At 53.1% G+C, this 16,363-nt stretch carries 16 protein-coding genes; 13 read left to right on the top strand and 3 right to left on the bottom strand.

Annotation, left to right across the window (positions count from 1 at the left end):
• The first annotated feature begins 45 nt into the window (after positions 1-45).
• Genes serS through BC440_RS10340 form a run of 4 tightly spaced genes read left to right on the top strand, consistent with a single transcriptional unit; the run spans position 46 to position 3,901 of the window.
• A complete protein-coding gene (gene serS / locus BC440_RS10355) occupies positions 46-1,323 on the top strand; it encodes a serine--tRNA ligase (RefSeq protein WP_071240054.1) in 1,278 nt (425 codons plus the stop codon).
• Between the two features lie 8 nt (positions 1,324-1,331).
• Positions 1,332-2,099, top strand: a complete 768-nt coding sequence (gene surE / locus BC440_RS10350; RefSeq protein WP_007089629.1) for a 5'/3'-nucleotidase SurE — start codon at positions 1,332-1,334, stop codon at positions 2,097-2,099.
• Entirely contained in the window at positions 2,096-2,749 is a 654-nt protein-coding gene (locus BC440_RS10345) for a protein-L-isoaspartate(D-aspartate) O-methyltransferase (protein ID WP_037992525.1), read from the top strand. Before surE ends, BC440_RS10345 begins: the two co-directional genes overlap by 4 nt.
• A 57-nt stretch (positions 2,750-2,806) precedes the next feature.
• Positions 2,807-3,901 carry a peptidoglycan DD-metalloendopeptidase family protein gene (locus BC440_RS10340; protein ID WP_247643560.1) on the top strand — a complete coding sequence of 365 codons (1,095 nt, stop codon included), beginning with the start codon at positions 2,807-2,809 and terminating at the stop codon, positions 3,899-3,901.
• A gap of 60 nt (positions 3,902-3,961) precedes the next feature.
• On the opposite strand, the gene BC440_RS10335 is transcribed toward BC440_RS10340, so the two are convergent.
• Complete coding sequence (locus tag BC440_RS10335) at positions 3,962-4,825, bottom strand: ATP-binding protein (RefSeq protein ID WP_037992528.1); 864 nt, start codon at positions 4,823-4,825, stop codon at positions 3,962-3,964.
• 236 nt (positions 4,826-5,061) lie between these two features.
• On the opposite strand from BC440_RS10335, the gene yajC reads away from it, so the two are divergent.
• The 5 genes from yajC to BC440_RS10310 all read left to right on the top strand — a co-directional run bounded on the left by yajC (position 5,062) and on the right by BC440_RS10310 (position 9,574).
• Complete coding sequence (gene yajC / locus BC440_RS10330) at positions 5,062-5,439, top strand: preprotein translocase subunit YajC (RefSeq protein WP_007089625.1); 378 nt, start codon at positions 5,062-5,064, stop codon at positions 5,437-5,439.
• A gap of 135 nt (positions 5,440-5,574) precedes the next feature.
• Positions 5,575-7,149 (top strand): protein translocase subunit SecD, encoded by a 1,575-nt coding sequence (gene secD, locus BC440_RS10325; protein WP_007089624.1) that lies wholly within the window; start codon positions 5,575-5,577, stop codon positions 7,147-7,149.
• 19 nt (positions 7,150-7,168) lie between these two features.
• Positions 7,169-8,098 (top strand): protein translocase subunit SecF, encoded by a 930-nt coding sequence (secF, locus tag BC440_RS10320; RefSeq protein ID WP_007089623.1) that lies wholly within the window; start codon positions 7,169-7,171, stop codon positions 8,096-8,098.
• 145 nt (positions 8,099-8,243) lie between these two features.
• Complete coding sequence (locus BC440_RS10315) at positions 8,244-9,143, top strand: DMT family transporter (RefSeq protein ID WP_071240053.1); 900 nt, start codon at positions 8,244-8,246, stop codon at positions 9,141-9,143.
• Positions 9,144-9,193: 50 nt separating this feature from the next.
• Positions 9,194-9,574 carry an Mth938-like domain-containing protein gene (locus tag BC440_RS10310; RefSeq protein WP_007089621.1) on the top strand — a complete coding sequence of 127 codons (381 nt, stop codon included), beginning with the start codon at positions 9,194-9,196 and terminating at the stop codon, positions 9,572-9,574.
• Between the two features lie 6 nt (positions 9,575-9,580).
• Here BC440_RS10310 and BC440_RS10305 read toward each other — a convergent pair whose 3' ends face one another.
• Positions 9,581-10,939, bottom strand: a complete 1,359-nt coding sequence (locus tag BC440_RS10305) for an NAD(P)-binding protein (RefSeq protein ID WP_071240052.1) — start codon at positions 10,937-10,939, stop codon at positions 9,581-9,583.
• Between the two features lie 111 nt (positions 10,940-11,050).
• Here BC440_RS10305 and BC440_RS10300 point away from each other — a divergent pair, with 111 nt between their 5' ends.
• The 3 genes from BC440_RS10300 (at position 11,051) to BC440_RS10290 (ending at position 13,790) form a co-directional block, all read left to right on the top strand.
• Positions 11,051-12,229: a mechanosensitive ion channel family protein gene (locus BC440_RS10300; protein WP_071240051.1), complete on the top strand. Its 1,179-nt coding sequence runs from the start codon at positions 11,051-11,053 to the stop codon at positions 12,227-12,229.
• Positions 12,230-12,235: 6 nt separating this feature from the next.
• Positions 12,236-13,081: a phytoene/squalene synthase family protein gene (locus BC440_RS10295; RefSeq protein WP_071240050.1), complete on the top strand. Its 846-nt coding sequence runs from the start codon at positions 12,236-12,238 to the stop codon at positions 13,079-13,081.
• A 142-nt stretch (positions 13,082-13,223) separates the two neighbouring features.
• Complete coding sequence (locus tag BC440_RS10290; protein WP_083379358.1) at positions 13,224-13,790, top strand: hypothetical protein; 567 nt, start codon at positions 13,224-13,226, stop codon at positions 13,788-13,790.
• 37 nt (positions 13,791-13,827) lie between these two features.
• Here BC440_RS10290 and trmFO read toward each other — a convergent pair whose 3' ends face one another.
• The gene (trmFO, locus tag BC440_RS10285) at positions 13,828-15,174 is read right to left on the bottom strand and encodes a methylenetetrahydrofolate--tRNA-(uracil(54)-C(5))-methyltransferase (FADH(2)-oxidizing) TrmFO (RefSeq protein ID WP_071240214.1); all 1,347 of its coding nucleotides are present in this window, start codon (positions 15,172-15,174) and stop codon (positions 13,828-13,830) included.
• Between the two features lie 186 nt (positions 15,175-15,360).
• Here trmFO and BC440_RS10280 point away from each other — a divergent pair, with 186 nt between their 5' ends.
• Positions 15,361-16,341, top strand: a complete 981-nt coding sequence (locus BC440_RS10280) for a hypothetical protein (RefSeq protein WP_247643558.1) — start codon at positions 15,361-15,363, stop codon at positions 16,339-16,341.
• Positions 16,342-16,363 lie beyond the last annotated feature (22 nt).

The following is a 16,363-nucleotide window of genomic DNA, read 5'->3' as shown; positions in this document are numbered from 1 at the left end:
AGCCCGAATAATTGCCCGCATAGCTGAATAACAAGGTGCCGTTTCATGCACGACATTAAATGGATTCGTGACAATCCCGAGGCCTTTGACGCGGCGATGACCGCGCGCAAGGTCGAAATGACCGCCCAGCGTCTGATCGATATCGATGCAGACCGTCGTCGCCTGATGACTGAACATCAGGAAATGCTGGCGCGCCGCAAATCCATTTCCGGTGAAATTGGCAAATTGCGCCAGAGTGGCGGCGATGCTGACGAACTGATGGCCGAGATGGGTAAACTCAAAGACCGGATCAAGGATGCCGAAGACGGGCAGGCCGGTTTAAACGAGCAGCTTGATCTTTTGCTGTCGTCGCTTCCGAACGTTATCGATGCGGAAGTTCCGGCAGGCGAAAGCGAAGAAGACAATGTTGAAGTTCGCAAATGGGGAACTCCCGGCGAATTTGACTTCAAGCCGCTTGAGCATTTCGAGATCGGCGACAAGCTTGGCATGATGGATTTCGAAACCGCGGCTAAACTTTCGGGTTCGCGTTTTGTTGTTCTGCGTGGTGGCCTGGCAAAGCTTGAACGGGCATTGGGCCAGTTCATGCTGGACCTGCATGTAAACGAGCATTGTTATGAAGAAACCATCACGCCGATGCTGGTACGCGATGATGCGATGTTTGGCACCGGTCAGTTGCCGAAGTTTGCCGAAGATTCGTTCAGAACCACCAATGACATGTGGCTGATCCCGACGTCGGAAGTGACGCTTACCAATCAGGTCGCGGGCGAGATTATCGACGAAGCCGCATTGCCGCTGCGCTATACCGCATTGACCCAGTGTTTCCGTTCGGAAGCCGGTTCGGCCGGGCGTGATACGCGCGGCATGATCCGCCAGCATCAGTTTTCAAAGGTTGAAATGGTGTCGGTTGTGGCCGCCGAAAAATCGAACGAGGAACTTGATCGAAAAACCCGCTGCGCAGAGACCGTTCTTGAACGTCTCGGTCTTCCCTACCGGACGGTGGTTCTGTGTTCAGGCGATATCGGTTTTGCCGCGCGCAAAACATTTGATATTGAAGTCTGGCTTCCGGGGCAGGGTAAATATCGTGAAATTTCATCCTGTTCTAACACCGGTGATTTCCAGGCACGGCGCATGAATGCGCGGTATCGTGCCGCTGGCGACAAGAAAACCAGTTTTGTTCATACCCTGAATGGGTCGGGGCTTGCTGTTGGGCGTTGCCTGATTGCGGTGATGGAAAACTATCAGCAGGCAGATGGTTCAATTCGTGTGCCGGATGCATTGAAGCCCTATATGGGCGGTGTCGAGGTGATTTCACCGCGCGGATAGGGGGCGATATGGTCGATCTGAAAAATGCCCGCATCCTGATCAGCAACGATGACGGGATTGATGCGCCGGGGATTCGGCTTTTGGAAAAGCTTGCCTGTTCCCTTTCCGATGATGTCTGGGTTGTCGCACCGACGACAGAGCAAAGCGGGGCCGGGCATTCGCTTACCCTGCGCCATCCGTTGCGGATACGCAAACGTGACGAGCGACATTTTTCTGTCGACGGAACGCCAACCGATTGCGTTCTGCTGGCCCTTCAGCAAATCATGCGTGACAGTCCGCCCGATATTGTTCTTTCGGGGATCAACCGGGGTGGCAACCTTGGCGAGGATGTAACCTATTCCGGTACGGTTGCTGCCGCGATGGAAGCAACGTTGCTGAATGTGCCTGCAATTGCCTTTTCCCAGTTTTTTTCCGGCAATCTGATCGACTGGTCGGTTGCGGAAAAGCATCTTTTACCGGTTGCGGAAACCCTTATTCACACGACTTGGCCACGTGGCGTTCTGATTAACGTCAATTTCCCGGAAGCCGAACGTGACGGCGGAGCCCGTATCGAGGTTTCCCGGCAGGGGCAGCGCAAGATTGGCGATCATATTGCCGAACGCCTTGATCCGCGCGGAGAGCCTTATTATTGGATCGGTGCGATCAAGTCGGAATTGCCCAAGGATGAAAATGCGGACTTGCGGGTCATTGAGAGGGGCGATATTTCGGTAACTCCGATCAGTCTCGATTTCACGCATTACGAGACGCACGCAAAACTGACGAAGGCATTTCCGTGAACGAGCCTGTCATTGCCCGAGAAGCTGAAATCGAACATCTGCTTGCGATCCTGCGCAATGACGGGATCCATGACGAGGACGTTTTACGTGCGCTGGCCAGCATCCCGCGCGAAATTTTCGTCGCCGAGCCGTTTGTCAGCCGGGCATGGGAAAATGTCGCCCTTCCGATCAGCAAGGGCCAGACGATTTCACAGCCCTATATCGTCGCCCTGATGACGCAGGCGCTTGAGCTGAATGACCGGATGAAGGTGCTTGAGGTCGGTACCGGGTCGGGCTATCAGGCCGCCATCCTCGCCAAGCTGGCACGCCGGGTTTACACGCTTGAACGGCACAAGCCGCTTCTGCGTGAGGCGGAAGACAAATTCCGCGAATTGGGGTTGCATACGATTTCGACCCTGCATGGTGATGGCGGGCTTGGCTGGAAGGCACAGGCACCGTTTGATCGTATTATCGTGACTGCGGCAGCACAAGATGTGCCGCCTGTGCTGGTCGATCAGTTGGCGATTGGCGGGATCATGGTCGTGCCGGTGGGCGAGGTATCCCACACGCAACTGCTTTTGCGGGTTTTGCGTACCCCCACCGGGATTGATGTAACCGAACTGATGCCGGTCCGTTTCGTTCCGATGTTGCCGGGTACTGAAGAATTCTGAGCCGATTGCTGCATCTGATTACGGATTGTTAACGGCTGATCGCAGACAATGTTTTCCATGATGGAAAATAGTGTCAAACAGGCAGTTCGAAGAATACGGACGCTGGCGCTTGTCTGTGGGACAACCGCAGCGCTTGGCGGCTGTTTGCTTAATTCCGTCCCTGTGCCAGTAGTTTATGGCGAAGGTGCGACTTACAGCCCCTATAGCATGCCCAAGCTTAAAAATGGTGAGCGGGTTATTACGGTCGAACCGGGTGATACTGTTTCGGGGCTTGCCAACCGGTATCGCACCGATTTTGGCCGTTTTACCGAGCGAAACAAATTGGCGAAGCCTTATGTGATCTATCCGGGACAGCGGCTTGTGCTGCCGCCGTGGGATCCGTCTTATGACAGTAACAGCCAGACTGCAGTTGCAAGCCGGTCATCATCGACGACACCAAGTTCAACAAGCTCCGCGCCGCGTAAGACCGTCACCATCGGCGGCAAGCGCGAAGTTGTCAGTGTGCCGCTTGGTACATCTGAAACTGCCGCCGCACCCGAACGCTCGTCAACGGTTCAAACCGCGCGTATTAGTCCGAATAACGGCGGCAGCATCCCGACGCCAGGCCTGAAGCCACAGGATTTCGCCGCGCGCGCCGAACAGCGTTACGCATCTGCCAATAGCTGGAATAACGATACCCGCCAGATGCCCGAAGCAACACCGGTTGCGGGGCAAGGCAGTGCAGTTCGTAAGAATGTCGTTATTGCCGAACCCGACAATCGCAAGGGCTTTGTCTGGCCGGTTCGCGGTGACATTGTTCTTAAATACGGTGCCAGCACGGGCGGTCTTTACAATGACGGAATCAACATCAGGGCTGCGCGTGGTACGCCGATCCTTGCTGCGGATAATGGCGTTGTGACCTATGTCGGGAATGAGTTGCGCGGCTTTGGCAATCTGATCCTGATCAAGCATGCCGATGATTATGTGACAGCCTATGCCCATACGGAAAATCCGATGGTGGCACGCGGCGACGTTGTCGAGCGCGGTCAGAAGATTTCAAGTGTCGGCAGCACGGGGGCAGTTAACCAGCCGCAACTTCATTTTGAAATCCGTCGTGGACGAAAATCCACGGACCCGATGAAATACCTGCCACAGATGATGGTATCGCGATAAACAAAACTCCCGGACCTTGATGTTCCGGGAGTTTTGTTTATACGCTGCTGTCTGGGGCAGTCAGCCAAGCTTTTTTCCCATTTCGCCGGCTAATTCCTGAATGAATTGCCATGCAACGCGGCCTGAACGACTGCCACGTGTGACCGTCCATTCCTTGGCTCGTGCACGCAGGTCTTCAATCGGAACATCAAGCCCGAATTCCTTGGCGTACCCTTCGATGATTTCGAAATAGACATCCTGTGAAATGTTGTGGAAGCCAAGCCACAGGCCGAAGCGGTCGGATAGGGATACCTTTTCCTCGACGGCCTCGGACGGATTGATCGCGGTTGATCGTTCGTTTTCGATCATATCGCGCGCCATCAAATGGCGACGGTTCGATGTTGCATAGAAAATCACATTGTTGGGGCGGCCTTCGATGCCGCCTTCAAGCACAGCCTTAAGCGACTTGTAGGATTCATCCTGCAAATCGAATGAGAGGTCATCACAGAACAGAACCGTCTTGCGACCGCTTTCTTCGAGAATATGCAGAAGATGGGGCAGGGTCGGGATGTCTTCGCGATGGATTTCGACCAATGCCAATGCGCCAGCCTTTTCCGTGTTGATTTTGGCGTGCATCGCCTTGACGATCGAACTTTTGCCGGTGCCACGTGCGCCCCAAAGCAACGCATTGTTGGCCGGAAGTCCATTGGCGAACCGTTTGGTATTGTTATAAAGAATCGTCTTTTGCTGTTCGATTCCCTGCAAAAGATCGATATCAATCCGGTTCACATTGCGCACCGGTTGCAGATAACCGCTTTCGGCCTGCCAGACAAAGGCATCAGCCGCGGCAAGGTCATTGGTTTTATGCGCAGGTGGGGCCATGCGTTCCAGCGCGTCGGCAATGCGCTCAAGGGTGGGCAGCAATTGATTGAAATCGTTGGTCATTAAAGCCTCTTGGATGTTTCTTTTTATCGTGGTGGCGACGAATATGCCCAAAACGCTATCACAAGGCGATCTGGCAATAACAGTGCCATATGATTTAGCGCGCTTTTGGTGACGTGAACAGAACCACAGAATACGGGATTTAACCGATAAAAATCCTGTTCTTCCTTGCGTTGACGGGACACACCGTTATATTCCGGCAGTTGATTTGTTTTGTTGTATGGGATTAGGAGTTCCTAATGTTGATTTCGCCGGCTTTCGCGCAGGGCGCAGGTGGCGCAGGTGGTGCAGATATGCTTACCAGCTTCCTGCCGCTGATCCTGATTTTTGTTGTTTTTTATTTCCTGCTTATCCGTCCGCAGCAGAAAAAACAGAAAGAGCATAAAGCGATGCTCGCTGCTGTTCGTCGCGGTGACAAAATCGTTACCGCCGGTGGTCTGATCGGTACCGTTGCCAAGGTTATTGGTGACGATGAACTTTCGGTCGAGATTGCTGAAGGGGTCAAAGTCAAGGTTGCACGCGGCATGGTTTCGACAGTTCTGTCGAAAACCGAGCCAGCCAAAGGCGACGACAAAGACGAAGACGAAAAAGAAGCTGAAGAGACCAAAAAAGACTGATCTCTTTGATGACTTGCAAGGCGGGGCAAAATGCTCCGCCTTCTTGTTTACAGCCGGTGGCCTGCGGGGTGTAACTCTCCCGATGTTCGATAGAACCAGACCAAGGTTTTCCAGACAAATCTGGTTAAAGGACACATGCTTTATTTTACGAAATGGAAAGCAGCACTGGTTTTGCTGGTGTGCGCTTTGGGCGTTATATACGCTGCACCGAATTTCCTGCCCAAGGGCACGTTGGCGACTGAAGCCAGCTATCTTCCGGGTAAACAGATCAGCCTTGGTCTTGATCTGCGCGGCGGATCGCACATGCTGCTTGAGGTGGACATTAACAGCGTGATCCGCGAGCGTTATGAAGCGCTTGGAGATACGATCCGTTCGACACTGCGCGAGGAACGCATTCGTTACCGTCCGCGCGATGCCGGATTGGACGGCGCGGAAGTCACCATCGTCAATGCCGACGAGGTCGAAAAAGCCCGCGATCTGATCCGTGATGTCGAACCTAATACCGTCATGAGTGGTGACGGCAACAACATTATCGTTTCCTACACCGAACAGGCCCGCAAAGAACTTGTTGATCGCGCGATCAGCCAGTCACTTGAAGTGGTGCGCCGTCGTGTTGACGAACTGGGAACGACCGAACCGTCGATCCAGCGCCAGGGTGAAGACCGTATTGTTGTTCAGGTACCTGGACTTGATGATCCGTCGCGTTTACGCGCGATTCTTGGCCGTACCGCGAAAATGAACTTCCACCTCGTGAACGAGGAAAAAACAGCTTCCCAGGCGCGTGCCACCGGCATGCCGCCGGGAACCATTATCCTGCCATCGGCTGATGCCGGTGACCGTGCGGCCGGTATCAACGAATATCTGATTGACCGTCGTGTGGTTGTTTCGGGTGATAACCTTATCGATTCCCAACCCACCTTTAACGATGGTCGCCCCGTTGTTTCATTCCGCTTTGACGCGGCAGGTGGTGCGCGGTTTGGCGACATGACGTCGAAAAATGCCGGTCGTCGTCTGGCTATCGTTCTGGATGGCGAAGTGATTTCAGCCCCGCGGATCAATGAACCGATCCTTGGTGGTAACGGTATCATTACCGGCCAGTTCAGTGTTCAGGAGGCCAACGATCTTTCGTTGCTGTTGCGTGCCGGTGCATTACCCGCACCAATGCAGATCCTTGAAGAACGTTCAGTCGGCCCCGGGCTAGGACAGGATTCTGTCGAGGCCGGTGAAATTGCAGCCGTTCTTGGTCTTGTCTTCGTTATTGCCTTTATGGTGATCAGTTATGGGCGGTTCGGGATTTATGCCGATATCGCACTTCTGATGAACCTTATCCTCGTGCTGGCAGTGATGTCGGTATTGCAGGCAACGCTGACACTGCCGGGTATCGCCGGTATCGTTTTGACGGTCGGTATGGCGGTTGACGCCAACGTACTGATTTTCGAACGTATCCGTGAAGAACGTAATAATGGCCGTACGATCATCAACGCAATTGATGCCGGTTATCGCAGTGCGATGTCGACCATCCTTGACGCCAACCTAACCACGCTGATTGCGGCTCTTGTGCTATTCAGCTTTGGTTCCGGGCCGATCAAGGGCTTTGCCGTCACGCTTGCCATCGGCATTATCACGTCGATGTTCTCGGCAATCTGGGTGACCCGACTGTTGATTTCGGTGTGGGTTAAACGCCGTCGTCCGACGGAACTGGTACTTTGAGGAAGGGAGCAGGAAAATTATGAAACCATTGCATCTTGTTCCGGATGACGTGAACGTCCCGTTCCTCAAATTCCGGAAAATCTTTTATATTGTCTCGCTGGTCATGGTGCTGGCATCTGTTGGCTTATTTGTAACCAAGGGGCTGAATTTCGGGATCGATTTCCGGGGTGGTATTCTCCTTGAAATCAAAACCGACGGTCCGGCCGATATTGGCGCGCTGCGTGATAATCTTGGTTCTCTTGGACTGGGGGATGTATCAATTCAGGAATTCGGCGAACCCGATGATGTCCTGATCCAGTTGCAGCGCCAGGACGGTGATGAAAAAGCCCAGATGGCAGCGCTTGCTACTGTGACCGAGGCACTTGGTGACAATGTTACCATTCGCCGTAGCGAACTGGTCGGCCCGAAGGTCGGTGACGAGCTGAAGGAAGCCGGTGTCTATTCGGTTGCCATCTCGCTTTTGCTGATCATGGTCTATATCTGGTTCCGGTTCGAATGGCAGTTTGCCGTGGCATCGGTTGTGGCACTTCTGCATGATGTTCTGATTACCATCGGTTTCTTTGTGATCACCGGTGTTCAGTTCGATCTGGCGACGCTGGCAGCGGTTCTGACCGTTGCCGGTTATTCGATCAACGATACGGTGGTTGTATTTGACCGTATTCGCGAATATCTGCGCAAATTCCGCAAGATGGAAATACCCGATCTTCTTGATCTGTCGATCAATTCTACCCTGTCACGTACGACCATGACATCATTTACCACATTACTGGCGCTGATTGCGTTGTTCGTATTTGGTGGTGAAGCGATCCGTGGTTTCACGATGGCGCTGATTTTCGGCATTGTCATCGGGACTTATTCGTCAATCTGTGTGGCGTCTCCGTTGCTGATGGTTCTGCGGCTTAACCGCAAGATTCCCGAAGGCGAAGAGACCCAGAAGGCCGGTGCCTGATTCCTCAGCCGCAAGACATGGATTTACAGAAAGGCCGGGTTTGTGCGAAAACAACCCGGCCTTTTCCTTTAGTGCGCAGTGGCGTATGACTTTTGCGAACTGATTAAACCATTTTCAAAACTGGTTCTTGCCTGTGGCGCTTAATATGGACGCAAGTGATGGTCATCGGGCAAATTTGCTCGGTAGTCTGTGGATGATGGCGGCAATGGCAGCATTCGCCGTTGAAGACGCATTTGTGAAGGCCGTTTCGGCGACGCATCCAGTGGGACAGGTTTTGATCCTGTTTGGTGTCGGAGGGGCGGTTTTGTTTGCCGCGATTGCCAAAGTCCAGAATAAGCGACTGCTTGACCCGGCGGTTCTGTCGCGTCCCATGTGTGTAAGGATCGTGTTCGAGGTCATCGGGCGACTGTTTTATGTGCTTGCGCTTGCTTTAACACCTTTGTCTTCGACCACGGCCATTTTACAGGCAACGCCGCTTATTGTGGTTCTTGGTGCGGCGCTCATTTTTGGTGAAAAAGTGGGATGGCGCAGATGGTTGGCAATTTTTGTTGGTCTGATCGGTGTTTTGATCATTCTTCGTCCGAGCGCCGATGGCTTTTCAGTCCTGTCGTTGCTGGCGGTGATCGGAACAATCGGTTTTGCCGGTCGTGATCTAGCCAGCCGGGCAGCCCCGATATCATTGGGGACGTCTATTCTGGGATTCTATGGTTTTATTGCCATTATTATTGCCGGTATCCTGTTTTCGGTTTGGGAAGGCAAAGCATTTACGCTACCCGACGGCCAAAGCCTTTTCTATTTTTCCGGTGCGGTCCTGATGGGGATTTCTGCTTATGCCGCCCTGATGAAAGCGATGCGCAGCGGTGATGTTTCGTCGGTTACACCGTTCAGGTATACTCGGTTGTTGTTCGGTATTGCCTTGGGCGTGTTCCTGTTTGGTGAGGAACTCGACATGCCTATGTTGATCGGGTGTAGTATCGTTGTTGTTTCCGGGTTGTTTATTTTGTGGCGCGGGAAAAAAGCAAAGGCACCTGCGGCTGCGCTTTGAGGCAGACAACGCCAGGAGAAGTTTTCAAGGTTGCGTCAAAAGGGAATGATATGTCTTTGGAAGTAAGTCCGCTGATCGCAGAAGGCCGAAAGATCGTTACCAGCTATGGGGATGGCCTGTTTCGTTTTGGCGAAGAAGTTGTCACGGGTTCGGTTCTACTGTTTCCAAAGAATGTCTATTCCTGGCCGTATGAGAATATTGATCAGGTTGATGTCGATGCCTTTGGTCGGGTGATTGAAGCATCCGACGAGATCGATATCCTGCTGCTGGGAATGGGAAGTGGCATGAAACCATTGCCTGCTGAATGGCGCATTGCACTTCGCAAGCATGGCATTGTCGTCGAGCCGATGGATACCGGTGCTGCGTGTCGCACCTATAATGTTCTGGTATCGGAAGCCCGTCGGGTTGCCGCAGCCCTGATTTCGGTTTGACCCGTCTTATAAGTCGCGCAGTTTCAGATATTGATGCAACTGCGCGCGAACCTTCATCACACTTGCGATAACCGCTGCCGGTCCGGGCGGATAATCCGGCGGAAAGGCATCCCCGCATAAAAACAGGTTCCGCCAAGGTGGCGTAATCCGGTGGCGAAGTGCTGCAACCCCCGGACTGAGTTCCGGAAAAGGGGCTTCACAGTCAACATAACTGAAAGCCGGATGCTCATCGCCGGTTTCAATTTTTGTCCTTTCCGACAGATCATGATTTAAATGCTGATCGCAAAGCTCTGTGACGCGCTGCCAGATCGTTGCTGCCAACTGAACCGCTGTGCCGTCGCTTGGCAGAATCAGACTGCTGTTCATGCTGACCTGTATGTGACGACGGTTGCAATAAATCGCACGTACCAGATCATCATCAGCCAGGACACAGCATGGTTCGGCAAAGCTTTTGCTGGCCTGAAACACAAAAGTTCGTCGATGCGCCGGGGCTGGCGGAATGCCGATATCAGGTACCGCATCGCAAAGTGGCCTTGGATGAAGTGCAAGCACCACGGCATCTTGCGGGCGCACCTCGATCTGATCATCGCCGAAAAACAGGTCGGTGGCGAAATCCGTCGTACTGTCGATATCACCAAGTTCCATACCGCTTATGATGTCGCCGCCAGCTGCGATAAAATGATCGCGCATAGTGGGCAGCGCGATATCGTTTAGGATGATTGGGTCAATCGCCGCGAAGGCGTGGCTTGCATTATGGCGGCGTATTTCACGCAATGTCGGCATTAAAACGCGCCCCAGCAAAGCGGCCGAGCAATTGTGGGCTGGCATTGAAAACAGCACCTCGGCCAGTGTCGCAAGTGCACCCTGATGATAGGTTGCTGTCGGTGTTTCCATATCTTCACCCAAATCAGCAGCGACCCGCATTCGTTGACTGACACGCCGATCTTCACTGGCGTAACGGGAGAACCATAAATTCCATGCCGTAAACAGCCGTGCGAAAATCGTCGGGCGACGTGCAATCAAAGCCGCGGCAATGCCGTGATCAAGATCAATGATGGCGGGGCTTCGTCCGGGGTGTTTAAGGCCGATAACCGCATGGGCCGGTCGGATCAGTTTTCGCGGAATTTCCGGCCATTGCGAGAAAAAATGCCGAACCAGATCCTCGGGATCATAGAAAATTTCGGGTTCGGCAACCTTGTGGTTTTTGGGGGAAGTTTTCATGCCGCGTGTCCAGCGGCTGGCGAAAGGTTCGCCGGAATCGTACAACGTTACGGATACACCATCCTGCGCCATTTGCGTTGCAAGTGCTGAGCCAGCAAGTCCGGCGCCAATGACATGAAGTCTTGGTGCAGCAAAGGATGCCATATGCCTGTCCTGTTTTAGTTGTTATACAGGGGCCGCAAGAAACAATCCGTAGCGGTAACCGTTAAGTCATTGTTTGATTTAAAACCTTAACAGCAGATTACATGTGAAGTCATGGACGAAATTACATCCGAAATTGATAGCCTGAACAGCGAAGTCATTGATCAGATGACCAATTGGGTTGAGATGCTGGGCGGCGGAGAAATCGGCAAATATGTCGTCGCAGGGGCGGTGCTGCTGTTTGTGTTCGTCCTGAAACGTGTTCTGGCACTTGGTGTCATTGGTAGCCTGCGCAAGCTGGCGCATCAGCACAAACATAGTACAGCCGCCCATGTTCTGGACGCCTTCGAGGCACCGATTCAGCTTCTGGTGATTCTGGGGGGCGTGTATTTTGCCATCGAGATTCTTGATCTTCCGGAAAACTTTGACACCGTTCTGTTTGAGTTGATCGGCATTTTTGCGACCTTCTCGGTCTTCTGGGCGCTATTCAGGTCGATTGAACCGCTGGCAATGTCTTTTAACAATCTGGCATGGCGTTTTGGGGGCGGTCTTGGTGATGATTTGCGACAGTTCTTTATTCGGGCGGTCAAGACGCTGATTGTTGTGATCGGCGTTGTCGTTCTGTTGGAAAACTGGGGCATTGATGTTTCTGCATTTCTGGGCGGTCTTGGGCTTGCCGGTATGGCCGTGGCATTGGCAGCAAAGGATTCAGTCGCCAATGTTTTCGGCGGCCTGACCATTCTGGCAGATAACCTTTACAAGCGGGGCGACTGGATCGAAACACCGCAGTTTGAAGGAACGGTCGAGGTCGTCGGCCTTCGCGCGACCAAGGTGCGCACGTTTGCCAAGGCCTTGGTGACGATGCCCAATGCGCAAATCGTTGATTCCCCGGTAATCAACTGGTCCCGCATGACCCATCGCCGCATCAAGATGGTGATTGGGGTCGAATATCGCACCACAGCCGATCAGATTGAAAAGATCGTCGACGATATCCGATCCTTCCTGAAAAATGATGATGATGTCGCGCAAACCGATGTGGTGCAGATGGTGCATTTGTCTGATTTCGGGGCAAGTTCGATCAATATCGATCTGTATTACTTTACGACCACGACCGATTGGGTGACATGGCGCGATATCCGCAACCGGCATATCATTGCATTCAAACGTATTGTCGAGGATAACGATGCGGCGTTTGCCTTCCCGTCGCAGTCGCTTTATGTCGAAACCTTGCCGGAAAAAATGACCGATAACACCAATGATGACCGCGCTGAAACATCGCGCAAGATCGGATAACGTGCGATGACTGAGGCCCCAAAGCTTTCCTATTGTGCCGACTACGTGCGTCGAAATGACAAGGATCGGTTTTTGTGTTCGCTTTTCGCAAGCCCGGACAAACGTGAAAGCCTTTTCACGCTTTATGCCTTTAATCAGGAAGTATCGAAAACGCGCGAAATGGTTAGCGACACCATGCTGGGCCATATCCGGTTGCAATGGTGGCGTGACACCCTTGCCGAGATTGAGCAGGGTAAAATCCGCAAGCATGAAGTTGTTGAACCTCTCTCGGTCGTGATCCAGTCCGGGCGGCTTGATGCGCGTAATCTGGAAACCCTGATAGCTGCGCGTGAATTTGACCTTACCGATAAGGTGCCGGCAAATCAGGCTGAACTCGATCACTATATCGATCAGACGTCCGGGCATCTGGCGGTGATGGCGACCGAACTGCTTGGTGTGGATGATGCTGATGCCAGACACGCCGCCCGACTGGCCGGGAATGCTTATGGTTTGGTGGGAATTCTGCGCGCCATGGTTTTCCATGGCCGGGCAAAACGGCTTTACCTGCCTCATGATCGGATGGAACATTATGGGGTCGGGCAGGGCGACATTTTTGAATTCCGCAAAACAGACACAGTCAAAGCACTGACGCGCGAGATTGCCGAACTGGCGCAAAACCGGATCAGGGAAGCCAGAAAGTATCGTAAATATCTGCCGTCAAATGCATTGGCCGCGGCATTGCCTGTGGTGCTGGCTGATGGATATTTACGCAAGCTTGAAAAGGCCGGTTTTGATCCATTCAGTGCCGAGTTTGGTCTTGCACGCCCGGCCAGTTTCCGGCTGACGGTAAAGGCATTTTTAAATCGATATTGAGCACCAAGCTAGATATTGGCGAAATCTCATCTAAATAGATGTAATGGATACAATATTTTCGTAAAGTCTTGTGGTAGCGTTATTTGACGCTGGGGGCCTGATGGCAAACGAGGCGGACGAAATGAACATAACGAGGTCCAACATGATGAATTTGCATGCGCCGATCAAAGCTTTGGGGCTGTTTGGCATGCTTTTGATCATGTGGCTTGTTGTGCCAGCGCCTTGTCATGCGGGAAATATCGGCCCGTTTGTTGGCGAGTATCACGGGACATCGATCTATAACGCCGAGGAAGAACTTAAAGCGCGCGATCTTGACGTGAAGATCACGGAAACCGGTCGTGGCTTTACCATTGATTGGTCAACGGTAATTCACAAGGCTGATGGTCGCGAAAAAAACGTATCGCTGAGTATCGAGTTCTATACCACGGATCGGCCCGACATTTATGGAAGTGCGATGCGCACAGGCCTGTTTGGCAAACGTGTTCCCAATGACCCGTTGCAGGGTGAACCGTTTGTCTGGGCGCGTATCGTCGGAAAAACCCTGACCGTTCATGCGCTTTACATCACGGATGACGGTGGTTACGAAATGCAGGTCTATGAACGCAGCTTGGATGCAGATGGCAATATGGATCTCGTGTTCAAACGGTTCCGAAATGGCGAACCTATCCGCGATGTCACCGGAAAGCTCAAACGCCAGAGCAAATATTGAAATTTAAAAGGCCACATCGGATGATGCGGCCTTTGTTTCATGCGGCGTTGATGTCTGAAAGCCATGCGTCAAACAAGGGAATAGCGCGGTCGCTATAAAGCTTCTTGCGGTCGCGGCCTTTCACCCGTTTGGTCAGTTCAAGTTCCGGGAAAAGCCCGAAATTGACATTCATCGGCTGGAAGGTGCTTTCGTCAGCACCGCCGGTGATGTGGTTTAAAAGGGCTCCCATGGCGGTTGCAAGCGGCGGTGTCGGGATTGTTTTGCCTTGCTTTTCAGCCGCAGCAAAACGCCCAACCATCAGGCCTACAGCGGCACTTTCCACATATCCCTCACAGCCGGTGATCTGCCCGGCAAATCGGATATCGGTCCGGGCTTTCAGGCGAAGCGTGCCATCCAGAAGACGTGGGGAATTCAGGAAGGTGTTGCGATGAATACCGCCTAGACGGGCGAATTCGGCATTTTCAAGCCCCGGGATCATGCGAAACACATCGGCTTGCGCACCATATTTCAGTTTCGTCTGGAAACCGACCATGTTGTAGAGCGTGCCCAAAGCATTGTCTTGGCGCAGTTGCACGATGGCGCGTGGCTTACGGGTCGGATCATGCGGATTGGTCAGACCAACCGGCTTCATCGGGCCGTGACGAAGGGTTTCGCGGCCACGTTCAGCCATGACTTCAATCGGCAGGCAACCATCGAAATAGGGAGTATCTTTTTCCCATTCCTTGAATTCGGTTTTATCACCTTCGATCAGGGCGTCGATGAAGGCGTTGTATTGCTCTTCATTCATCGGACAATTGATATAGTCCTTACCATCGCCCTTGTCGTAACGCGACTGGAACCATGCCTTGTCAAAGTCGATGCTTTCCTTATAGACGATCGGCGCAATCGCATCGAAGAAGGCAAGGCTTTCCTCGCCGGTGGCCTTGCGAATGTCTTCGGCCAGTGCGCTTGAGGTCAGCGGGCCGGTTGCGATGATTGTGCTTTCCCATTCGACCGGTGGCAGGCCATCGATTTCGCCACGCTCCATGGTGATCAGAGGATGGTTCATCAGCGCATCGGTTACCGCCTGCGAGAAACCTTCGCGATCAACCGCAAGAGCGGCACCGGCGGGAACCTTGTGCGCGTCCGCACAGCGAATGATCAGCGACCCGGCACGGCGCATTTCATCATGGATCAGGCCGACCGCGTTATATTCTTTGTCGTCAGACCGGAACGAGTTGGAACAGACCAGTTCGGCACATTTGTCCGTGTGATGTGCGTCGGTCGGGCGGGTCGGGCGCATTTCGTGCAGGATAACCGGAATGCCGGCCTCTGCCAGTTGCCATGCGGCTTCGCTACCGGCAAGACCGGCGCCGATGATATGAACAGGTTTGACCGTGCTCACGGTTGCGAACTCCTCAGCAAAAACAGAATTAAACTTTCTGGCACACACATAGCGGTGCAGGAGGCCAGATTTCAAGTGAATTGCGCCATTTCGCTGCTGCATATCACTTATGTGACCGTAAATTATTCACAAACCTCCTGTTGCTGCGTCGCTGATACCAGACACATCCATCACAAGGAGGGCATCATGAGCTATCCGCATCGACCCTATGGTTACGATCCGGCCCATTGCCCAGTGATGGGGCTTGTTCCAATCCGGCGATCCAGACAGAGCACGACGATTGATTGTTTGCCTGATGGCAATGGCGGTGAAGGTGCGACAGACGGAGATGATAATACATCAGCGCGCAAAAATGCCGCCTCTACCATCGGACGGATTGCCTTTCCATTTGGTGATATCGGCGCCAACAAGTTTGGCAGCAGTGATGTTGAAAACATGATTGATTATGTTGTCGCCACCCGTCAGGGATGGCGCGCATCGCTTGTCATGCGGTCGTTTTTGCGCTGGTGGCGCAAGGATGAAGGGCTCGATGCCGATGCCCAAATGCGCAAAACGTCAGATGCAATCGTCATGTTGCTGGCGCTCAATCAAGGGCGGGACGGATTTGTGCATGGTTATCTGTCTGATCTGGCGGGCGGGCGCGATCAGCTTGATAACACACAGCGGGCTTTTTTCCGTTCGCTTCGGGTGGCAGCAATTGCGCTGGCGCTTTCGCCGATATTGCTGGTCGTGTCGGTGATGCTGTTTTTACACGTAGACCAGATCGTCAGCGCCGGGCACGGCAAACTGTTCGGCTTCAGTTATGATTTGTTATTCTTTGTCGGCAGTTTCGGTGCGATCGGGGCACTGGTCAGCATGATGATGCGGTTGGGTAAGGATGTCGACTGGGCGGAAATGGAACCGGCGTCGGTTTTTTTCAATTTTCTGTTTCGACCCTGCCTTGGTTTTTGCTTTGCCCTGATCGTGTTGCTGGCACTGCGTGCCGGTATTCTGCCGATCCCGCTGGATCAGTTGCACAATATTTCCGACATGGATCAGATCGGAACGATTCCTGGTGCCGGGCAACAGATTTCCATCGTGCTGGTGCTGGCATTCCTGTCAGGCTTTAGCGAGCGGCTAAGCTCTGCTCTTGTCAAACGGGTCGAAGATCGGGTCGAAGCGGGCTAGGTGCCCGCTTCGCTTTAAGACA

This window comes from Thalassospira sp. MIT1004 (assembly GCF_001858545.1).
Taxonomy (GTDB): Bacteria; Pseudomonadota; Alphaproteobacteria; order Rhodospirillales; family Thalassospiraceae; genus Thalassospira; species Thalassospira xiamenensis.
This window is presented reverse-complemented; position numbering and strand designations above follow the sequence as displayed.

What these genes read in the sequence shown, in the direction of transcription:
- BC440_RS10305 (WP_071240052.1), bottom strand. Translation starts at nt 10,939, where the DNA reads ATGGCATCCTTTGCTGCACCAAGACTTCATGTCATTGGCGCCGGACTT.
- secF (WP_007089623.1), top strand. Translation starts at nt 7,169, where the DNA reads ATGAAACCATTGCATCTTGTTCCGGATGACGTGAACGTCCCGTTCCTC.
- BC440_RS10340 (WP_247643560.1), top strand. Translation starts at nt 2,807, where the DNA reads ATGATGGAAAATAGTGTCAAACAGGCAGTTCGAAGAATACGGACGCTG.
- BC440_RS10335 (WP_037992528.1), bottom strand. Translation starts at nt 4,825, where the DNA reads ATGACCAACGATTTCAATCAATTGCTGCCCACCCTTGAGCGCATTGCC.
- BC440_RS10280 (WP_247643558.1), top strand. Translation starts at nt 15,361, where the DNA reads ATGAGCTATCCGCATCGACCCTATGGTTACGATCCGGCCCATTGCCCA.
- BC440_RS10310 (WP_007089621.1), top strand. Translation starts at nt 9,194, where the DNA reads ATGTCTTTGGAAGTAAGTCCGCTGATCGCAGAAGGCCGAAAGATCGTT.
- BC440_RS10315 (WP_071240053.1), top strand. Translation starts at nt 8,244, where the DNA reads ATGGACGCAAGTGATGGTCATCGGGCAAATTTGCTCGGTAGTCTGTGG.
- secD (WP_007089624.1), top strand. Translation starts at nt 5,575, where the DNA reads ATGCTTTATTTTACGAAATGGAAAGCAGCACTGGTTTTGCTGGTGTGC.
- surE (WP_007089629.1), top strand. Translation starts at nt 1,332, where the DNA reads ATGGTCGATCTGAAAAATGCCCGCATCCTGATCAGCAACGATGACGGG.
- yajC (WP_007089625.1), top strand. Translation starts at nt 5,062, where the DNA reads ATGTTGATTTCGCCGGCTTTCGCGCAGGGCGCAGGTGGCGCAGGTGGT.
- BC440_RS10300 (WP_071240051.1), top strand. Translation starts at nt 11,051, where the DNA reads ATGGACGAAATTACATCCGAAATTGATAGCCTGAACAGCGAAGTCATT.
- BC440_RS10295 (WP_071240050.1), top strand. Translation starts at nt 12,236, where the DNA reads ATGACTGAGGCCCCAAAGCTTTCCTATTGTGCCGACTACGTGCGTCGA.
- BC440_RS10290 (WP_083379358.1), top strand. Translation starts at nt 13,224, where the DNA reads ATGATGAATTTGCATGCGCCGATCAAAGCTTTGGGGCTGTTTGGCATG.
- serS (WP_071240054.1), top strand. Translation starts at nt 46, where the DNA reads ATGCACGACATTAAATGGATTCGTGACAATCCCGAGGCCTTTGACGCG.